Here is an 18045-nt window from a genome sequence, read left to right as displayed (position 1 = left end):
TGTGGCGCGCAAGCGCCAGAGCGGTAGCAATACCTTGATTTTTAACCCTGCGGGGGCCTATCCCCGGCAGGGGCAGGCCGTCCGCGTTTTTTGACCGGAGGAAGCATCATGAAAACTGGACAGTCCTTGAATGCCCTGGCGGATGAAATCGCACGCCAGCATACGGCCAAGCACGACCTGATCGTGTCGGCCACGAAAATGCGCGGCGAAACCACGCCAGCGCACGAGTTTGGGTTGGTGATCGACGAACCCAAGGTCGGCGACGTGCGCTATCCGCTGAACGACTTCGTGTGCGGGCAGTTGGCGAAGAAGCTCGACATTCCGCTGACATACTTCAAGCGGATGCGCGAGTTCAACCCGGCCTTGCTGGACCTGAATGTCAACGGCTGGTTGAACCTCAACCATGCTGACAGTTACCTGGTCCGCACGCTCGATGGAAGGGCAAGGGCATTGCTGTCGACCCGTTATCGCCGGTTGGACAACTTCGACCTGGCGAAAAGCATCGTACCGGTCTTGCAGCAATTGCCGGGCGCGCGCTTCGAGTCGGTGGCGTTGACTGACAAGAAGCTGTACCTGAAGGTGGTCAGCTCGAAGATTGAATGCGAGGTGGCGCCGGGCGACATCGTGCATGCGGGCGTCGTGGTCAGCAATTCGGAAATCGGCTGCGGCACGCTGCGGGTGGAACCGTTGCTGTTTCGTCTCGTGTGCAGCAACGGCCTCATCGTCCAGGACCGCACCATGCGCAAGAATCACGCCGGGCGCAACCTGGTGTCCGACAACGACGAAGTGCTGGTCTACCAGAACGACACCCTTGAAGCGGATGACAAAGCCATCTTCCTCAAGGTTCGCGACCTGGTCCAGACCGCGGTGTCAGAGGCGACGTTCGATCTGATCTCGGAAAAGATGCGCAAGACCATGGGCATCAAGCTGACGGGCAATCCGGTCAGGGCGGTGGAAGTGCTGTCCAACCGCTATGCCTTGAACGAGGCCGAGTGCGCCGGCGTGCTGCGGCATCTGTTCCAGGAGCATGACCTGAGTGGCTATGGACTGCTCAACGCGGTCACTGGCTATGCCCAGGAAGTCGACGATTACGATCGTGCGACGGAGTTTGAGGAGTTGGGCGGCAAACTGCTGGAATTGTCAGCCGCTGACTGGCGGCCGATCGTCGAAGCGGTGTAATCCGCGGAGTTGAGGGGAGGGAGCCGTGACCGGTTGTGCCGAAGGGCAGCGGGAACGGACTCCCTTCTCCCCGACAGAGCAACGCTAGAGCGGGGTGACATGGAAGACCAGCAGCAAGCGTCCGTGCACGATCAGGGGGGCTGCGGCTTCGTCGGCATCCTTGAGCAGCGTGTCGGCATAGTCTTTGTTTGCGCAGCGCAGCAGCAGACCTTCGCCGATGCGCCGCTCCACTTGCCTGACCATCGTTTGTCCATTCTGGCCGAGCAGATAGACGCCGTTACAGGAGATTTGAGTTTGCGTGTCGTCGAAAAAGAAAGGTTCGCCGTCGCGTATCAGTGGGGCCATTTCTTGCCCGCGCATGATGCCGACCTTGAGCGAAGTATGTGCGTCGATGTGGCTCAGGAGCGCGCCTATCCAGTCGGCCGGTACCTTTCCGTCAGGATACAACGTATCGAGCAGGTGCTGAGGCAAGCGGGCGTAAGAGAAATTCGCGCGGTGGCGCTGTAAACCCAGCAGCCAGTTGGGGTCCAGGTTCAGTTGCATGCCAAGCAATGCCAGTGAAGCGAGATCCGGCAGTCCGGGGAGATTGGGCTTGAGCCAGCGCTTCACGGTTTGCGGTGCGCGGCCGGTGATTTTTGCGAGGTAGAGCGTGTATTGGCTTGGCGGGATGTCGCGTGCAGCCAACTCAGCGATTAGCCGGTTGCGTAGCCCCGGCACCAAGTTCGATTCAAGCTCGCGTGCAAGTTCGCGGGCAGGTGGGGCACTGCGCTGTTCTGGCTCCATGAGGCGCTTGAGTCCTGTTTACGGGGCATATTGGATTTGTTGGGAGCAGCTGCTCGGGCGGTGCTGGGTTTGGTATCAGGTTGCTACATGGCGCTAGCATCCATCGAACAGGACATTGTCGTCAAGAGGACAATGGTTTTGCGGTGAACAGGGGGAGCAGTTGCTCTTGACCGTGTAAATCGTGCGGTGTAGTTTCCGCAATTGGCAGTCGGTGCTTGTAAATGTAGCGATCGCGCATCGCTGTGCAGTGATATCACCCCGCACCATAGATGTAACCACGCCCCGCATCGGGGCAAAACGGAGTCACCCATCATGGACAGTGCCATTCACCTGACGGATGTGCAGCAACTGAACCTACAATTTCTGTTGACGATTCAGGCCGGACTCAGGCAGAACCGGATCGCCACCAGCTATAAGTTCCACCTCGATCCGGATTGCGCGGCCCTGCTCAGCACGATGTCGGTCAGCGATCTGGTCGCATTGGCGCCGAGTTTGCCGCATGAAAGCCTGTTCCTGCCAATCGGAAACTTGCCGGCTGTGCTGGCGGCGCCGGCGGGCCTGGCAGTCACCTTGTGCCGGGTAGGCGCCAGCCGGACGGTCGGCAAGGCCGATCAGCCGTTGCCGATCGTGCAGTCGAATTGATCCCAGCACCATGGCGGCCTCCGACGCCGATAGCTATATTCGCGCCCTGCAGATGGCCAGGGAATGCATCGCGCTGGGCGCGCGATTGGGCACGGTTGTGCATGTGACCGGCTTGCGCGCCTCGCTGCTGAAGGCCCATTTCTTTCGCAATAGCGCCTCTGTCAATGGTCGGCGGCCCGAATCCAGCGAGTGGCTCCATTGCGGGAACATTCTGACGCGTGCCGAGGCATCGGAATTTGCCAATATCTTTACCTCGCTGCGTGAGCAGCAGCGTTGCACGCCGGCCGAAGCGCTGGTGCTGGCGTACCGCATGTATGCGGACAGCAGTTCCGGCCGCCCCACGCTGTCGTTCGACCGGGCCTTTTCACTGGTATGCCAGTTGCTCGGCATCTGGCAGTGCCGCGAGCCGGCACTCGCCATGCACCGCTGTCCGCTATGCCGGGCACAATATCTAGGGGCGATAGGGACGCCGCCGCCCCTCACCGCCGGGTGCGTGTTCTGTCATCTGCTGCACCGCTATCCGCTCGACCCGCGCGTCAAGTCCCATTTCATGGGACGGCATGCCCAGTTGGCCGACATCCTCACCCCGAATAACGCCGAGGCGAAAAAACAGTCCTAATTGGCTTGTTTCCGCATGGACGCCGCGCCAGGACCACTCGACACTGGTAGCCCACAGAACTCCTGGGGTCTGCCATGTCTCTTGCGAACCTGTTGAAGCGGCTGCGCGCAGGCGCGACCGGTGACGTTGCCGCACCTGCGAGCCCGAAGGCCGCCCCGGCGACGGCGACGGCAGCCGGTATCCGCGCCAGCGGCGTCGAGGAATTACTGGCCAACCACCACGACGTGATTGCCCGCATCAAACTCTGCTATGGATGCGACAACGCCACGTTTACCGCTGATCTGCTGGAGCCCATCCGCAATTACGCTGGCTATGTCAACGCGCTGCCGGCGACCGCTGGCAGCTATCACTGCCAAGCGGGCGGCATGCTTCGTATCGGGCTGGAGGTGGCGTTCTATGCGCTCCAGGCCACCGATTCCCAGATCTTTGCCGGCCGGCAGACCATTTCAAACCGGGTGATCCTGGAGCCGCGCTGGCGCCGCGCCACCTTCATCGCCGGGCTGTGCAGCGAGCTTTACCGGTGTTTTGGCCAGGTACGGGTGCGCGATGTCCAGGGGCACTTGTGGCAGCCCTATGTCGCGCCTCTGAGCGCGTGGTTGCGGGAGCGGCGCTGCACGACCTTCCATGCGCAGTGGCTGGCGGGACCGGAACGGCGGGCGCCGGGACTGTTTGCCCTACCCATGATCGTTCCCGCAAAGACGTTGGCTGATCTTGCCTTAGGCAACGACGTGATCGTTCCCAACATGCTCGCCTCCATATCAGGGCTCGCCACCTACCACGAACATAACGTGATGGACCGCCTGGTCCGCCATGCTGCCGCGCTCGTGATCCATCGCCAGCGCAGCGCGGCGGGAGCGGCGGGAGCCGAGGAGTCGGTGCCGGTGCATCTCGCGCGTCACCTGGTCGAAGCCATGCGGGAACTGGTGCAGTCGGACCACAACTGGCTGCCGAATGCGCCCCGTTCGCGGTTGTGGTACGGCGCGGATGGCTTGTATCTGGTCTGGCCGAACGGCGCGTCGGACGTGATCCGGTTGCTTGCCGACGAACGTTTGCCCGGTGCACCCGACGATGCTTCCAAATCCCTGGAAATACTGGTTGCCGGCGGGATCGTGTCCGCCGGGAACAATGGCGCATGCGTGGTCCGGATACAACCGCCGGGCGCGCCTGAACCATTGGATGCGATCAGGATTGCACCGCCGAGCTTGCTGCTTGCCGACGTGGTGCCGCCGCCGGAGCCAATCCCGCAAGCGCTGGAGGTGGTGCAGGCAGAAAGGTGTAGTGAGCCGCGGCGCCCGGAGGACGGCGCCCATGTGCGAACAGAGAATGCTTCCCCACCGCAGGAGACTGCGCCCGTGCCAATGCCACAGCGTCGACGCCCGGCACGCACGCAGGCGCCCGAAGACGCGGACGCGGCGCAATTGCCGCTCCCTGAAGTGCCGCCACCGCCACCGGCCCGGTTGGACAAAAGTGGTGGCGTAAAGCCTGGCCAGGAGCTGGCCGCCCCCCAAGGCGCGCGGCCCCCTGATGACAGTGCCCGACAGGCCGAATCGCCGCGCCGCGCGGCCTTGCGTGCGCCGATGCGCTTGAACCGCACGGTGGCCCGGGCGCTGTCGGCCATCGTCAGTACGCTATGTGACGACAAGCCGCAATGTCATGTCATCGCTGGCGTGTTGTTCGTTCCGCTCGCTTCGCTGGATTGGCAGGGTGTCGACGCGCGCCAGGCGTGGCGCGCATTGTTTGACGCGGGCATGCTGGAGCCGGACGAGGACGGCGAGTGCGTGCAGTCGCAGGAGATCGACGGCGCGCGCGTTCCCGGAGTATTCATTGGTGCGCAGTTTGTCACCGGCCTGCCGGTTTCCGCTGCCAGTCCGGCTACGTAGTGGAGGGCCGTCATGCTGATGCGTAACTATGAAATGCCCTGGCGCAGCCCCCTGGAGCTGGTGGCGAGCACGACCTGGGCCGGCGCGGCGCTCGGGACGATTGCCGGGACCCCCGGTACGATTCCAGTGGCGCTGGGCGCCGCCATGCTGTCAGTGATGGTGCCGATGACGGTACTGCGCGCCCGGCAGGGGCTGCGCATCGTTGGCGTACGCGCAGCCTTGTCGGGGCGCGCCATGGAAATGATGACGACGAAACGCCTGGCGCGCCTGGCATCCGACCCGGACATGGTGGTGTTCGGGTTCGGTTTCGAATGGCAGCCGGTGCATTCGCAGCGGCTGTACGAGCTGGCCAAGGTGGATTACCGCGACCTGCGTATTCCGCCCACGGTGCTGAAATTGCTGGGCTATGTCGTCAATCCGCAGCCGGACGACGAAATCGGCCTGCCGTACATTCACGGGGTGGAGCAGCGTGAGAAGCTGCTGGCGCGGCCATTGCAGAATTTCGAGGGGGGCACCCTGGTGGTCGGGACCACCCAATCCGGCAAGGGCGTGTGCCTGGGCTGGCTGATCACCCAGGCGGTCAAGCGCGGCGACGTGGTGATCATCCTGGACCCGAAAAACTCCAAGCGCCTGAAGCGGCTGGTGGAGAAGGCCTGCGCCGATTACCGCGAGGATGACACCTTTCTATGGTTCCATCCGGCGTTTCCGGAGACCGGCGTGCGCCTGGACTTCACCTTCAACTGGCAAAAACCGACGGAGATCGCCTCGCGCATCCAGTCGATACTGCCGCCGGACACGGCCGGCGCGTTCTCGGCGTTCGGCTGGGATGCGGTGAACGTGGTCACGCAGGGCATGGTGCGCCTGGAGCGGCGTCCGAATTTGATGAAGCTGACCAAGTACATCGAGGCGGGCATCGATCCGATCCTGGAGGAAACGCTGAAACGTTTCTACGAGGAGCTGCTGGGACGGGGCTGGCGTACCGACCCGGACCTGGTTCGCCTGCTGGAAAAGGCCCGCAAAGGGACGCTGAAATCCCCATCGCCCGTGGCCAGCGCCGAACTGGTGGCCTTCGTCGAATACTATGAACGCCATGTGCACGAGTCGCGCCACGACAAGGTGATCGACTCGCAAGTGCGGGTGTTCCGGCACAATCGCGAGCACTACCAGAAAATCACGGCCAACCTGCTGCCGATCCTGTCCATGCTGACCTCGGGAGAGCTGGGCAAGACCCTCTCGCCGGAACCATTCGACGAGGCGGACGAACGCCCGATCATGAACCTGGAGAAAATCGAGCGCGGCGGCCACGTGCTGCTGATGTGTCTCGACTCGCTGCCCGATCCGGCGGTGGCGTCTGCCATCGGCGCGATGTGCCTGGCCGACCTGGCGGCGCGCTCGGGCATCCGCTACAACCTGGGTGGCCACCGGCGCATCTCGCTGTTCGTCGACGAGGTGTCCAATGTCATCAACCAGCCACTGATCGAAATCATGAACAAGGGCGCGGAAGGCGGCATCTACACCACCGTCGCGATGCAGACCATTGCCGACCTGGCCAAGCGCCTGGGCAGCCAGGAGGCGGCGCGCATGGCGCTGGGGAACCTGAACAACCTGATCGCGTTCCGCACCAAGGACCAGCCCACACAGGAATTCATCAACGAAACCTTTGGCCAGACCGCGATCCACAACATGAAGGTCGGCCGCAACACGGCAAGGGACGGCCACCTGGGCGACTTCACCATGGTGGAATCGACCCAGATCGCGGAGGAGTTCAATGAATTGGTGCCCACTTCGCTCTTGGGCAAGTTGCCGAACCTGCAGTTCTTTGCTTCGGTGTCCGGTGGCCGACTGTGTAAGGGACGCTTCACCTTACTTGACCCGGGTGCCGAATCGGACGCTGGCAAAGTCAAGGAGCCGGCATGACGATGATCCGGGCCGTCACTATCGCCTCGCTGGTGGGGCTGTTGCTGCTGGTGCTGTACCTGCCGGCGGTGGCGCCACCCTCGGCATTCTTTGGCCGTATCCGGGCCGAGCACGGCCAGCAGGGGGCGGCATGGGGGCAGGCGCATGCGCGGCAGGCGCTTGAACGCGCACTATCCATCGCCGAGCGGCCGGTGGCCGCGCCGATGATCGGCACCGATACTGGTGCGGGGAAGGGGATGGCCATGACGGCCGCGGGCCGGCAGTTCGATACCGTGGGTAGACGTCTCCTCGATAGTGATTACCTGCGCTCGGTGAACGCCTTGTTGCTGCTTGCTGCCTTCCGGCTGGCGGCGCTGGTGCAGTTGGCGCCGGGTTTCCTGCTGCTGGCGTGTGCGTGCGTTGCCGACGGGTTGGTGCGTCGACGCGTGAAAAGCCTGGAATTTTCCCGGCATCACCCGGAAGTGTGGACGGCCAGCGTCTGCGCCGGCTGTCTCGCGGTCTGTACGGTGGTTATTACGGCGGTGCTGCCGGCAGCGGTGCCTGTGGTGCTCGCGCCGTTGATGGTCGGATCGGCTTGTGTGTGTACCGCAATTGCGATTGCCAACTATCCTGCGGGGACCGACCGGGGCATTACTTTGGTTTGAATGCTTCCGAAGGCGCGTTGTACTACTAGACGGATCATCCCGCTTTTGCTAATAGCCCAAAGCGCCCATTCCCGTCGAGGCCAGTGAAGGTTTCGATATGCGCCAAATCTCGAATGGCATTCGGTGGGTCTGAGTTCTCGATAACGATAACTTGGACTTCACTTTTCAGACTAGCGAGATGCTTATAGAAGTGCTCTGCTACGCTGGTGGCCTTGAGCATTATTTCATCGTCCGAGAGCTCACCATGTCGCGAAGACATCGGCTCACGATAGGTCAAAAGAGGCGTATCGAGGACCAGGAAGCCAGGGTGCGGCAGTTTGTTCTCAATGCAATAAACGATTACCGCGACATTAAAGGCCGCATGTAGAATTGCGCGCACGCCTTTACCATTGGCCGCACGGCTCTTGCCGCCGACAGTAATGTCGTACGACCTTTCATCGAACTGAACCTTATTCGCATTAGGGAAATGCCACGCGGTTAAAACAGCCTTTACAGTTTCGCCGAACTTGAATGCTGTGGTGGAGTCCGGACCAGCAACGGGAGCCTTATCTTCGCGCTTCGTAGGTTCTGCCTCGATCGCAGCGCGGCGAGCGACCAGTTTCGCACGCTGCTGATAGAGGTCAATGAACTTGCTGACTTCTATTTTCTTGGTAGTGTACGCTTCGTAGCTTTCTCGCAACGAAGCTTCAAGTGGACGTTCTTCAAGAATAGTCTTGTCTAACCTGTCGATCTCGGTTTTTAGCTGGGTAAGAGTATGAGCGAGGTCGCTGGCATCAGCCTCGAGGGATGTGATCGTTTGATTAAGCTCTAGCTGTTCAAGTTCGATCTTGGCTGCTTCAGCTGACGCAGCCATGTGTGCCATTGAGATTTCCTCCGCAACATGAACGTGAGTTTGCGCTGCGGATGGTGCTCCACATACAGGACAATCCAACCCAGCCATAGCTAGTAGTACAAAGCCGCCTTCTTCAATGGACTGCAGGCGTTGCAGGTCCGAGTTGTAGACCGCTCTTAGTTTGGCGAAGCGTTGCAATGTTACGTCAAGCTCATTTGCCCGGCTTTGCAAATCACGGCGATGATCTGTAGCGTTGCGTCGTTCAATAACAAGGCTATCCAGCCGCGCTTGAGCATTCTGCAATTGCGTGGACAGATCTTCCGTACTTTGTTCGAGTCGGCGGAGCTGCTGTTCGGCTTCTTTCTCGTCGGGAGGATTTTCGCCTAGCTCACCGTCAAGCTGAGCTATTAGCTCGGTTACCAATTCAATTTTGGCCGTCTTAGCCACCTTTCGTTCGGCGAGCTTAGGGACAGTCACCGCGGCAGATCCGTCAGTTCCTGTGATCAAAAATTTGAAGAGATTTTGCTCGAATGTACGCTCGGCAGGGATGCCCGAGGCAAAAATCGGGCTCTTCTCAGCGATGATGTCCTCCTCGGATACGACGGCGTACGGTGACAGGAGAAAGATGGACAATACATCCTTTTTCCCGTTTCCATCACGGACGATCTGCTTGCCGGCAAACCCCATCACATCAAGTAGCATTTGCGAAACAGAATCGTTCCGTCTGGAGTCATGTTTTTGGCGGAGTACCACGCCATTCTCAATATCTACACTTACTACCAGTCCTTCAAGCAGCCTGAAGTGGCCGCCTTGGGTAGGGCGGTAAAGGGTTACATTACGACCATTGGGCAAAGTCAAGCCTAGCCAAGCGGCATCGTACGCCAGAATTTCCTCCGTCTCTGGCAAATTCTTGGATACGCCGAGCATAAACAGAATTGCTTTCGACGTGAACGATTTTCCTGTATTCGAAGCCCCATAGATAATGTTGAGCCCTTCATCGAACCACAGTTCAGCGGGTTTGATGTTGGGGCCGGAAAAGGCGAGATGTCGTAACCGTATACCGGTCATGTCGGAAATCCTACTGATGTCTTTGCTGCTCGGAATTCTGCAGTCCAGCGGCCGATTCTACTTTCGATTAGCGAGCGAATTTCAGCGGTAGTCTGCCCAGAAAAGTAGCCAGCCATCCAATTGGCTCGCTGCTTTAGGGCGAGTGAATATGGCGTTTGCAAGAGATCGAGATAGCTGGGCGCCGCATCACTTGCGCAGAACTCGATGCCAGTTTCGCACTCGAACACTTCGATGAGGTGCATCTGCTGCATCATACGCAAGCTTTGCTCAACCAGGGGACGGCGAATCAATAGCTCTCCAGTTCTGTTGGGTAGATCAGGGTGAAGGCTTTCGGGAACGTCGTGGCCATCAAGGTCCCCTGTGTGAACAACCAAGTGGTCAAACCAAGTCATCTCCGTCAGGTCACAACGGCGAGGATAGAACGCTTCAAGTACCACTAGCGCGCGAATACCTGTCTCAAGCTTGCTGTTGAATGGAGGAACTCGCCAATTTTTTTCCTCTAACGATGCCATGGTAAGCGCCCCTCGTTCGCAAATTGATGGCAAGTTCCCTGCTTGACTTGGGGGCCAGCATGTTTTCCTAAAATACCTGATGCTTGCAGGATGGCAGCCTGCCTCATTACTTGGCTAAGTCTTGTCAAACCGTCCGAATGATCGTCGCCATGAATTTCGACGACGCCATGGTAGACCTCATCTTTGAACGTACTCAAATATTCCTCGGGGGTAGAGTCGCGATAGAACCGATCAAATGCAACAGAGTCAAAGAAACGGGTGCGCTGGTCACGCAGATGCGTACCGTAATTTGCACTGGCCAATGCCGTCTCTGCATCAGGGTATGTGCCAGGCCCCTTTTCTGAATACAGCTTGAGCAGTTGTCCTATATACGCGGATTCATCAGCCTGTATTTCAGCGGGAACAACACCTCGGGGAGAAGGTCCAGGATCTTCATTGAACCATTTTACAAGCACGGGTTGGCAAGCCGGATCGTTTGCGAGTCGTGCAGCGTCAAGCCAATGGACCTGGGTGAAGTCGAACGCTTTGATTTTGGCCTCGATCTCTGGAGTAAATTGGATCATCTGCTTGTCGACGAGTCGACCAGCGATGCTGGTGTTCCAGCGGTCCAGAAAGGCTTGCCGGAACCGTTCAGGATGAGCGATAAACTGCTGTACTGCGCGGCCTACACCAAGGGGGGCGACAAAGATATATGCTCGTGGTAAGGAATAGGCACCGGACGCGGAGTGCATAAAAATCTTGCCAAGCTCAATAAAAGCGGAAGGCTCGGAAAGAGTCTTGTTGAGTTGCTTGCACTGGAAATTGTCCCAAGCGCCTTCCATGCGCCTATCCGTTACATAACCAGTTACGTCGCGCCCCATGTCTCCAGTGCCGCGCCAGAGTTCATGGCTATGGTAGTCCTTGCAACGCTGCGCCAACCAGTCGTTTACGAAGTCCTCCAGACGATCTGCAGGAAGGGCGCGGATTAGGATGGCGTGGTTAATGCGCAAGTCTAATTCTCCAGTTTACTAGCTGCAATTATGCCCCGGTATTGCTAGTACGGCAATTAAAGTTGCTGTTACTGATTTGACTGATTGGCGACAAACCATCAATGTTTTTGGCGTCTTACCCGGGCTGATCTTGAAACAGGCATGAAATTGGTGGCATTCCGAGGAGAGAAAAAATACAAGCGGTCCTACCATTGTCAAATCAAGCCGCCTTACCGGACTTCATGACGAGGTGCATAGAATGACTACCGCGCAAATTTCATTTCACCCCGCTCCAAAACTGGCGCAGTGTGAAACGGGCGTAATGCCACCGGCTGCGAACAACGCGGTGACGGTGGTCACACGCGTATGGCTGGACGAATATGCCTGGCTCGAAGCCTTGTACAACGACGTCGCCAACAGTTCGCCGAAGCTGCGCTACCCGGATCTGATCAGCGCCTGCGTGTCGCTGGTGTTCAACAGACCCGGCGCTGACCTGCGCATCTTCACCTTCCTGCATACGCGCCTCGTGCTGCGCGACCAGCATACCGCGCGCAGGCAGGAAGAAATGTGGCGTGAACAATATGAATTGCTGCTGGCATTGCAGAAGTCTGAGCAGAACCGGCACCCGCACCCGCAATTCAAGCTGGACCATTTTACGACCGCGTGCGTTGCGCTGGCGATGGAAGAGGATGGCGCAAAGAGCAAACTGTTCGAACACGCGCGCCGCAACATTGCCCGCCGCGCCGCAACGCAGTCTCGATAATTCGAAGTACGCGCCCTGAGGCGCACACCCGCAATCGACCCCGCCTGGCTACCGCCGGCTTACCCGAAGTCACCCAACTCCTCGCATGACGCGAGGGTGATTCCACATCGGGCTTAGCCGTGAGGTGCACATGCAACTCTCCATTCAATCATTCCTGCCGCTGCTGGCTGTCGTGCCGGGCGTCTCAAGCGCTTGCTGGGAGCAGGCGGCGGCGAAGCACAACGTTCCAGTCGTCTGGCTGCAAGCGATTGCCGACGTCGAGTCAGGCATGAACCCTGCGGCGATCAACGAAGACCACCGCCACCGCACCGGAACGGTCGATATCGGGCTCATGCAAATCAATTCCAGCGCGCGCATGTTGCGCAACCTGGGAGTCACGGAAAAAACGCTGCTGGACCCTTGCACGAATATCGACGCCGGCGCGCGCATCCTGGCCGAAAAGGTCACCCGCTACGGGCCAACTTGGGAGGCCATCGGCGCCTACAACGCTTCGTGCGTCACCTTGACCATGGAACAGTGTCTGCGCGTGCGCATCCGCTACGCATGGCGCTTCTATCGGGCGCTGTTGCGGCGCATGGGGCCAGCCAAGCCTGAACAATCCCCATCGCTCGTCGCAGCCCCGCTCATTGCAGTGAGGATGCGATGACGTCCGTGACATCGAATACGCGGCGGTATGCCGCGATGGCGGGCAGCCTGGCGCTGCCAGTGCTGCTTGCCGCCTGTTCAAGCCTGGACCGGCATGCGGTCGTGATGGAAGCGCGCCGCCACAGCCAAGTGTCAGGCTACCGTATTGCGCAGCTGGGCCATGGTGAGGGCAGTTATTACGGTTTTTGCCTGACTCCGGCCTGTCCGGGTGTGACAGCCAAGACTCCGGCCGATCAGGACAAGCCGATTGCGCAGATGCGCCAAAACGACAACACAAAAATACCGATGCCGGCCTTGGCTGCGCCGTCCACGCTGGTGGTGCATTTCCCTACCGGGTCTGCGGTCCTTGATACGCACGACGCGCAACGGATCTCGCAATGGTCCGTCCGCGCCGGGCGTCTTGGCACGATCGCAATAGCCGGACGTACGGACGATGTCGGCGCCGAAGCGCTGAACCATCGCCTGGCCGGCGCGCGAGCGCGCGCGGTTGCCGACTATCTTCGCGACCAATTGGGCGTCGCACCGGCGCGCCTGTCTTGGGAAGCGCGGGGCGTGTGCTGCTACGTGGGCGACAACACCACCGACTCCGGGCGCCAAGCTAACCGCCGCGCTGAAATCACCTTTCACTCATTGACGGAGGGACAGCCATGACAACTGGCGGCATTCGCCGGGAACAGCGCGTGAGGGCGCTCCCCTGGCCCTGGACACGGCCGCGCGGAAGCCGTCCGCCGCGCTGGAAGGCTCGCAGGCGGGCCGTGGCGCGAGGCCCGCCTGCGAGGCCAAGATGCCCCGGGAGCGCGTGGCGGGACGCGGACGAACAGCGCGCAATGGTTATCTTGAGGAGACTTGCATGAGTACGTTTAACACGTGGGCCCATGTGCCCACCGCGTGGCGCCTGCCACGGAAAGGCGGCGGCGCCCTCGCGCTGTTCACGGTAATGCTGCTGGGCCTGATATTGGCCGCGCCAGGCCAGGCGCTCGACCTGGTCACTTTTTCGGGCCTGACCGGCCCGTTGGTGTCGGCCCTGACGCAACTGGCCGACCTGGCGCCAGGCATCAAGGCGCTGGTGGGCTTTATCGGCTTCGTGGTGGCGCTGATCTCGCTCGCCGCGCTGCGCAACTTCGGTCCGGTGCTGTTCTATGTCGGGCTGGCCATCTTTGCCGCCGTCGGCCTCGTGATCGCGGGTGCGATCATGGGCGCGGTGATTTGAACAGGGTAGGGGAACGGGATGCTGGCCGATACCTACATTCCCCGCCGGCTGGACGACCAGTGGAAGATTGGCCTGTGGGATGTCGATGTGGCTGCCCCGTTCCTCTTCATGCTGTTCCTTGGTTACCTTGCCGGTTCGCTATGGGGATTTTGTGCAGCCAGTGCGCTGGGCATCTACCTGTCGCGCAAGATGGCGCGCGCCAAGGCCGACAAGCACGCGGCCTATCCCTTGCACTGGTTGTGCTGGCATTTGCCGACCAATCCGTTGAGTTCAATGCGGGCAACACCGCCTTCGCATATCCGCCGCATGGTGGGGTAAGGAGTGAACATGGACAACGTCCGGTACCAGGAAGACCTGCGTGAATTGCGTTTGCGCATCCGTCACAGAAGCATCGGCATGGGCATGCTGTGCGCATGCCTGTTCGTCGCGTTGCTGGTCATTTATAGATTGGTCGTCGAGGAGCGCGTCGTGGTGACACCGCCCCAAGTCACCAAGTCGTTCTGGGTTTCGGGGGAGCGCGTCTCGAGCGCCTATCTGGAACAGATGGGCGGCTACGTCGCTTGGCTGATGCTGGACCTCACACCTGCCTCGGCCGAATGGAAAAAGAACGCCTTGCTGAGCTTTGTCGCACCGGAAGACTACCAGGCGCTCAAGCTCCAGATGGAACTGGAGGCCGAGCGGCTGCGCAAGATGAACGGAAGTACCTACTTCCTGTTGCAACAACTTGAACCCGACGAGGATACTCAGACGGTCTTGTTGACCGGCAGGCTGCGCACGCTCGTCAACGGGCAGGAAACTTCGCTGTTGCAAAAACGCTTCCGGGCCGTCTTCCAGTATCGCGGCGGGCGCACCCAACTAAGAACATTTAAAGGGGTTGCGCCATGAGCGGCAAGCGCCTCATCTTGCCGCTTGGCCTCATGTGCTGGACGATATGCGCCTACGCAGGGCAGTCGCGCGACGTGCGCGATGGTGAAACCATGGAAGCGGCCATCGCCAGCGATGCCCCGACCCGCATCCGGCTGGTTGGGCAGCGGATCATCAATGTGGTCGGCAACATCCACTCGACCAGCAATTGCGATGGTACCGGGCAGGCCGCTGCGGGACCGCAGGCGACCGCGCAATTGGCCTCTCCCGCTGTGAACCCGCGCGGGGACGTCATGCTCAATTGTGACCTCGACAAGGGCGAGATCTACGTTCGCCCGGTAACGTCGAACCAATCCAAGCCGATCAACCTGTTTGTCTCCTCGCCGCGCGCGACCTACAACCTGCTGCTGCGTCCCGCGCAGATGACGTCCGAGACGCTGGTGCTGCGCGACCGCCGCCTGGACGCGGGCGAGGCGGCGCCGAAAGCGTCGCGGCAACGCGCGGCCGGCCATGTACGGGCCATGAAGGAGATGCTCGTCGCTATGGTGGGAGGCCGCGAGACCGCCAGCGTCCAGGTCGACCGCATGGACGTCGCGCGGCCGTTGTGGCAAGAGGCCGACCTGCGGCTGATCCGAAAACACCAGGGCAGCGCGCTGGTCGGAGAAACATACCGGCTGCGCAATACCGGCGCCACGACCATGGTGCTGGCCGAGCAGGAGTTTGACCGTGACGGCGTGATGGCGGTGGCCATCGAACAACATAACGTACGCCCGGGCGAATCCACGCTGGTGTACGTGATCCGTGGTGGGGAGGACACGCCATGAAGCTACAGGAAAAATGGCGCAAGCTAACCAGCCGCCTGGCGCCGCGCCAGCAGCAATTCCTCATGGCGGCGGGCATTCTAACTGGCGGGGTAGGCATCTTCTGGCTGGTCCTGGCATTGTCGGCAAGCGGCACGCCCCGGGCGGCGCCACGTCCCGACCGCGCCAAGGAAAAAACGGTGGTCAAGCCCGAGCAGGAAGGCATCACGCCCTTGCGCGTCGATCCGGTGGACCAGTGGGTGGGAACGGCGGGCAAGGCGCTGGCCCAGTACAAGGTGGACAAGGAAACGCAGGAGCGCATCAACGCCGAGCGCAAGGCCGGTGAACAGTCGCTCATGGAGCGTCTTGCCGAAGTCGAGCGCCGGCAGCAGGAACCACGGCAGGACGATTCTCCGGTGCCGCCTGTATCGATGGCGCAGGAGCGCGCACCGGCCGTGGCGCGATCACCGGTCGTGCCGCAGGCGGCGCAGGCCGCGCGCGTGCCGGTTTCCCCGTCGGACATGCAAGGCTTCCCTCCGGGGACGCCGGCTTCGCCGCTGCCCGCGCCAGGAATGGGAACAGCCCCGCAGGCCGAGCAGCCGCCAGCGCTGACCAGAGTCAACCTGGCCGCGCCGGGCGCCGCAGCCAAGGCGGCGAAAGGCGAGGATGGCAGCGATGGCGGGAGCGAGGGCGGACAAGACGATGACGGCACGCTGGAAACCTACCTGCCGGTGGGCTTCATCCGCGGCGAACTGCTCACTGGCCTTATGGCGCCGACCGGCGGGCAAGCGCAGGCCGATCCTCTGCCCGTGCAGATTCGGCTGCTGGATAACGCGATTTTGCCGAATCACTACCGCGCTGATGTCAAGGAATGCTTCGTGATCGCATCCGGTTACGGCAGGGTCAGCGATTCGCGGGCCTATATGCGCACCGTCAACCTGACCTGCATACGCCCCGGTGGCGTACCGCTGGAAGTGAAGATCGAGGGCAATGTACTTGGCGAGGACGGCATTCTCGGTGTGCGGGGTCAGTTGATCACCATGCAAGGACAGATGCTGGCGAATGCGCTGCGCGCCAGCATTGTGGGCGGCATTGGGCAAGGCTTTGCACAAGCCGGCTCAACCTTCACCGCGACGCCGTTCGGAACCTTGGCGACGAATCAGGAAGGATTGGGCGACCGGATGCAGCGCGGCATCGCAGGTGGTTTTGGGCGTTCACTTGATAACCTTGCCAATTATTACATCAAGCTGGCGGAGGCGACTTTCCCCGTGATCGAAGTGGGGGCCAAGCGCGAAGTGCACATCATCCTGACCAAGGGCGTCAAGTTGCCGCGGTTGCCGAGGGAGGCGCGCCATGCCGTCGATGATTAACTGGATGCCGCTCGTCTGGCTGGCACTGGCCCAACCCGCTTTGGCAGGCAGGACGGAAGATACGTTGCTTGCGCAGTTGCGCCAGGCGCATCCGGCCACCCGCTTTGACCGGGTGGCGGCAACACCGGTGCCGGGGCTGTACGAGGTATGGATGGGAGAGAACGTCGCCTACGTTGGCGGTGGCAACGTGCGCTACCTGCTGTTCGGCCACTTGTTCGATACACGCCAAATGCGGGACCTGACCGCGCTCAGCCAAGCCGGCGTGGCCAAGGCCAGCGCCAGTGCGGCGGAAGGAAACATACCTGGCCCTGTCGACTTGTCGGGATTGCCGGCCGGCGACGCCATTGCTGTGGTTCGCGGCAATGGTTCGCGCAAACTGGTGGTGTTCACCGATCCGGCTTGTGGCTTTTGCCGTCAGCTCGACACGACCTTGCGCCAATTGAACGATGTCACCGTATTGCATTTCCTGGTTCCGTTCCAGGGTACGCAATTACCGGAGGCGATCTGGTGCGATCAGGACCGCGGGACCGCCTATGCGCAGGTGATGGCCGGAAGTGCCTCGCCGGTAAACGACGCCAAAGCGTGCGCGAACCCGCTGGAGCGCAATCTCGCCCTGGCCGCCAGGCTGGGTGTGCAGGCCACGCCGACCCTATTTTTCGCCGACGGCAGTCGCGCAGCCGGTGCATTGAGCCGTGATGACGTCGAGGCCCGGTTGGCGCAAGCATCGACCAGCAAGACACCGGGCAAAAGCATCGCAAGGAGTGGACATGAAGCTGCCAAACACCGTTAAGCCGGCCGTCCTTGCGCTGTCAACCTGGGCTTCCAGCGTATTGCTGTTGTCCGCCTGCGGCAACCTTACCGGCCTGGATGGTTCGTCCAAGTTCAGTTGCAAGGCGCCGGAAGGCGTGCATTGCACGTCGGTGACGGCCAACTATTACAACCGTGGTCCTGTCGGCGCTGGTGAAGAGGCGCGCCGCCACGCTGCGGAGGGCAGCGCGCCCGCTTCCGCACCAAGGCCTGCCATGGCGCCTGGGCTTGATCCCGTCGCGTTGCGCTCCCCGGTGCGCGTGCTGCGCCTGTGGGTCAAGGCGTGGGAAGACAGCGACCGCGACCTGGTCGACCAGTCCTACGTGTACGTGCGGGTGGACGACGGGCGTTGGCAGGTGGCGCATGTGCAGCGCGAAGAGCGCGAGGTATACGCGCCGCTGCGCCCGCCTGCAGCCCCGTTATCCGGCCCGTCATCCGGCCCGTCCGTGGCGTCGCCGGGACCCGCTGCGGCAAAAGAGGGCGCCGACCTTGGCCATGGCGCCATGGGAATGCCGCCGGCCATCGAACCGCCGCGCCAATAA

Annotated in this window: 20 protein-coding genes; 16 read left to right on the top strand and 4 right to left on the bottom strand. The window is 61.1% G+C overall.

What is annotated here, in order from left to right; translation table 11 throughout:
• Positions 1-108 precede the first annotated feature (108 nt).
• A complete protein-coding gene (locus GM668_RS11720) occupies positions 109-1179 on the top strand; it encodes a DUF932 domain-containing protein (RefSeq protein WP_155439144.1) in 1071 nt (356 codons plus the stop codon).
• An 84-nt stretch (positions 1180-1263) separates the two neighbouring features.
• On the opposite strand, the gene GM668_RS11715 is transcribed toward GM668_RS11720, so the two are convergent.
• Entirely contained in the window at positions 1264-1962 is a 699-nt protein-coding gene (locus GM668_RS11715; protein WP_155439143.1) for a S24 family peptidase, read from the bottom strand.
• Between the two features lie 312 nt (positions 1963-2274).
• Between GM668_RS11715 and GM668_RS11710 the strand changes: the two genes are divergently transcribed.
• From GM668_RS11710 to GM668_RS11690, 5 genes are all read left to right on the top strand, one after another.
• Positions 2275-2604, top strand: coding sequence for a flagellar transcriptional regulator FlhD (locus tag GM668_RS11710; RefSeq protein ID WP_155439142.1), 330 nt, complete (start codon positions 2275-2277; stop codon positions 2602-2604).
• A 10-nt stretch (positions 2605-2614) separates the two neighbouring features.
• Entirely contained in the window at positions 2615-3223 is a 609-nt protein-coding gene (locus GM668_RS11705) for a FlhC family transcriptional regulator (RefSeq protein WP_155439141.1), read from the top strand.
• A gap of 74 nt (positions 3224-3297) precedes the next feature.
• Entirely contained in the window at positions 3298-5103 is a 1806-nt protein-coding gene (gene mobH, locus GM668_RS11700) for a MobH family relaxase (protein WP_155439140.1), read from the top strand.
• Positions 5104-5115: 12 nt separating this feature from the next.
• Complete coding sequence (gene traD, locus GM668_RS11695; protein WP_155439139.1) at positions 5116-7020, top strand: conjugative transfer system coupling protein TraD; 1905 nt, start codon at positions 5116-5118, stop codon at positions 7018-7020.
• Positions 7017-7664: an IncC plasmid conjugative DNA transfer DtrJ family protein gene (locus tag GM668_RS11690; RefSeq protein ID WP_155439138.1), complete on the top strand. Its 648-nt coding sequence runs from the start codon at positions 7017-7019 to the stop codon at positions 7662-7664. Before traD ends, GM668_RS11690 begins: the two co-directional genes overlap by 4 nt.
• Positions 7665-7698: 34 nt before the next feature.
• Here the strand turns inward: GM668_RS11690 and GM668_RS11685 are convergent, their stop codons facing one another.
• Genes GM668_RS11685 through GM668_RS11675 form a run of 3 tightly spaced genes read right to left on the bottom strand, consistent with a single transcriptional unit; the run spans position 7699 to position 11065 of the window.
• The gene (locus GM668_RS11685; protein ID WP_155439137.1) at positions 7699-9564 is read right to left on the bottom strand and encodes a hypothetical protein; all 1866 of its coding nucleotides are present in this window, start codon (positions 9562-9564) and stop codon (positions 7699-7701) included.
• Entirely contained in the window at positions 9561-10076 is a 516-nt protein-coding gene (locus GM668_RS11680) for an ABC-three component system middle component 2 (RefSeq protein WP_155439136.1), read from the bottom strand. The genes GM668_RS11685 and GM668_RS11680 overlap by 4 nt, the downstream gene beginning before the upstream one ends.
• The gene (locus GM668_RS11675; RefSeq protein ID WP_155439135.1) at positions 10064-11065 is read right to left on the bottom strand and encodes an ABC-three component system protein; all 1002 of its coding nucleotides are present in this window, start codon (positions 11063-11065) and stop codon (positions 10064-10066) included. Before GM668_RS11675 ends, GM668_RS11680 begins: the two co-directional genes overlap by 13 nt.
• 238 nt (positions 11066-11303) lie before the next feature.
• Between GM668_RS11675 and GM668_RS11670 the strand changes: the two genes are divergently transcribed.
• The 10 genes from GM668_RS11670 to GM668_RS11625 all read left to right on the top strand — a co-directional run bounded on the left by GM668_RS11670 (position 11304) and on the right by GM668_RS11625 (position 18045).
• Positions 11304-11807 carry a hypothetical protein gene (locus GM668_RS11670; RefSeq protein WP_229499214.1) on the top strand — a complete coding sequence of 168 codons (504 nt, stop codon included), beginning with the start codon at positions 11304-11306 and terminating at the stop codon, positions 11805-11807.
• 130 nt (positions 11808-11937) lie between these two features.
• Positions 11938-12453 carry a lytic transglycosylase domain-containing protein gene (locus GM668_RS11665; protein ID WP_155439134.1) on the top strand — a complete coding sequence of 172 codons (516 nt, stop codon included), beginning with the start codon at positions 11938-11940 and terminating at the stop codon, positions 12451-12453.
• Complete coding sequence (locus GM668_RS11660; protein ID WP_155439133.1) at positions 12450-13103, top strand: OmpA family protein; 654 nt, start codon at positions 12450-12452, stop codon at positions 13101-13103. Before GM668_RS11665 ends, GM668_RS11660 begins: the two co-directional genes overlap by 4 nt.
• 199 nt (positions 13104-13302) lie before the next feature.
• Positions 13303-13662, top strand: a complete 360-nt coding sequence (locus GM668_RS11655; RefSeq protein WP_229499212.1) for a hypothetical protein — start codon at positions 13303-13305, stop codon at positions 13660-13662.
• Between the two features lie 18 nt (positions 13663-13680).
• On the top strand, positions 13681-13980 hold the full coding sequence (traL, locus tag GM668_RS11650; protein ID WP_155439132.1) for a type IV conjugative transfer system protein TraL: 300 nt from the start codon (positions 13681-13683) through the stop codon (positions 13978-13980).
• 9 nt (positions 13981-13989) lie between these two features.
• Positions 13990-14547, top strand: a complete 558-nt coding sequence (gene traE / locus GM668_RS11645) for a type IV conjugative transfer system protein TraE (protein ID WP_155439131.1) — start codon at positions 13990-13992, stop codon at positions 14545-14547.
• The gene (locus GM668_RS11640) at positions 14544-15350 is read left to right on the top strand and encodes a type-F conjugative transfer system secretin TraK (protein WP_155439130.1); all 807 of its coding nucleotides are present in this window, start codon (positions 14544-14546) and stop codon (positions 15348-15350) included. The genes traE and GM668_RS11640 overlap by 4 nt, the downstream gene beginning before the upstream one ends.
• Positions 15347-16696 carry a TraB/TrbI/VirB10 family type IV secretion system protein gene (locus GM668_RS11635; protein ID WP_155439129.1) on the top strand — a complete coding sequence of 450 codons (1350 nt, stop codon included), beginning with the start codon at positions 15347-15349 and terminating at the stop codon, positions 16694-16696. Before GM668_RS11640 ends, GM668_RS11635 begins: the two co-directional genes overlap by 4 nt.
• Complete coding sequence (locus GM668_RS11630) at positions 16680-17486, top strand: DsbC family protein (RefSeq protein WP_155439128.1); 807 nt, start codon at positions 16680-16682, stop codon at positions 17484-17486. Before GM668_RS11635 ends, GM668_RS11630 begins: the two co-directional genes overlap by 17 nt.
• The gene (locus GM668_RS11625; protein WP_170305606.1) at positions 17464-18045 is read left to right on the top strand and encodes a TraV family lipoprotein; all 582 of its coding nucleotides are present in this window, start codon (positions 17464-17466) and stop codon (positions 18043-18045) included. The genes GM668_RS11630 and GM668_RS11625 overlap by 23 nt, the downstream gene beginning before the upstream one ends.

It is taken from the genome of Pseudoduganella ginsengisoli (assembly GCF_009720865.1).
Classification (GTDB): domain Bacteria; phylum Pseudomonadota; class Gammaproteobacteria; order Burkholderiales; family Burkholderiaceae_D; genus Rugamonas; species Rugamonas ginsengisoli.
Note: the sequence above shows the minus strand (reverse complement) of the source record. Positions and strands in the feature narration are given on the sequence as shown.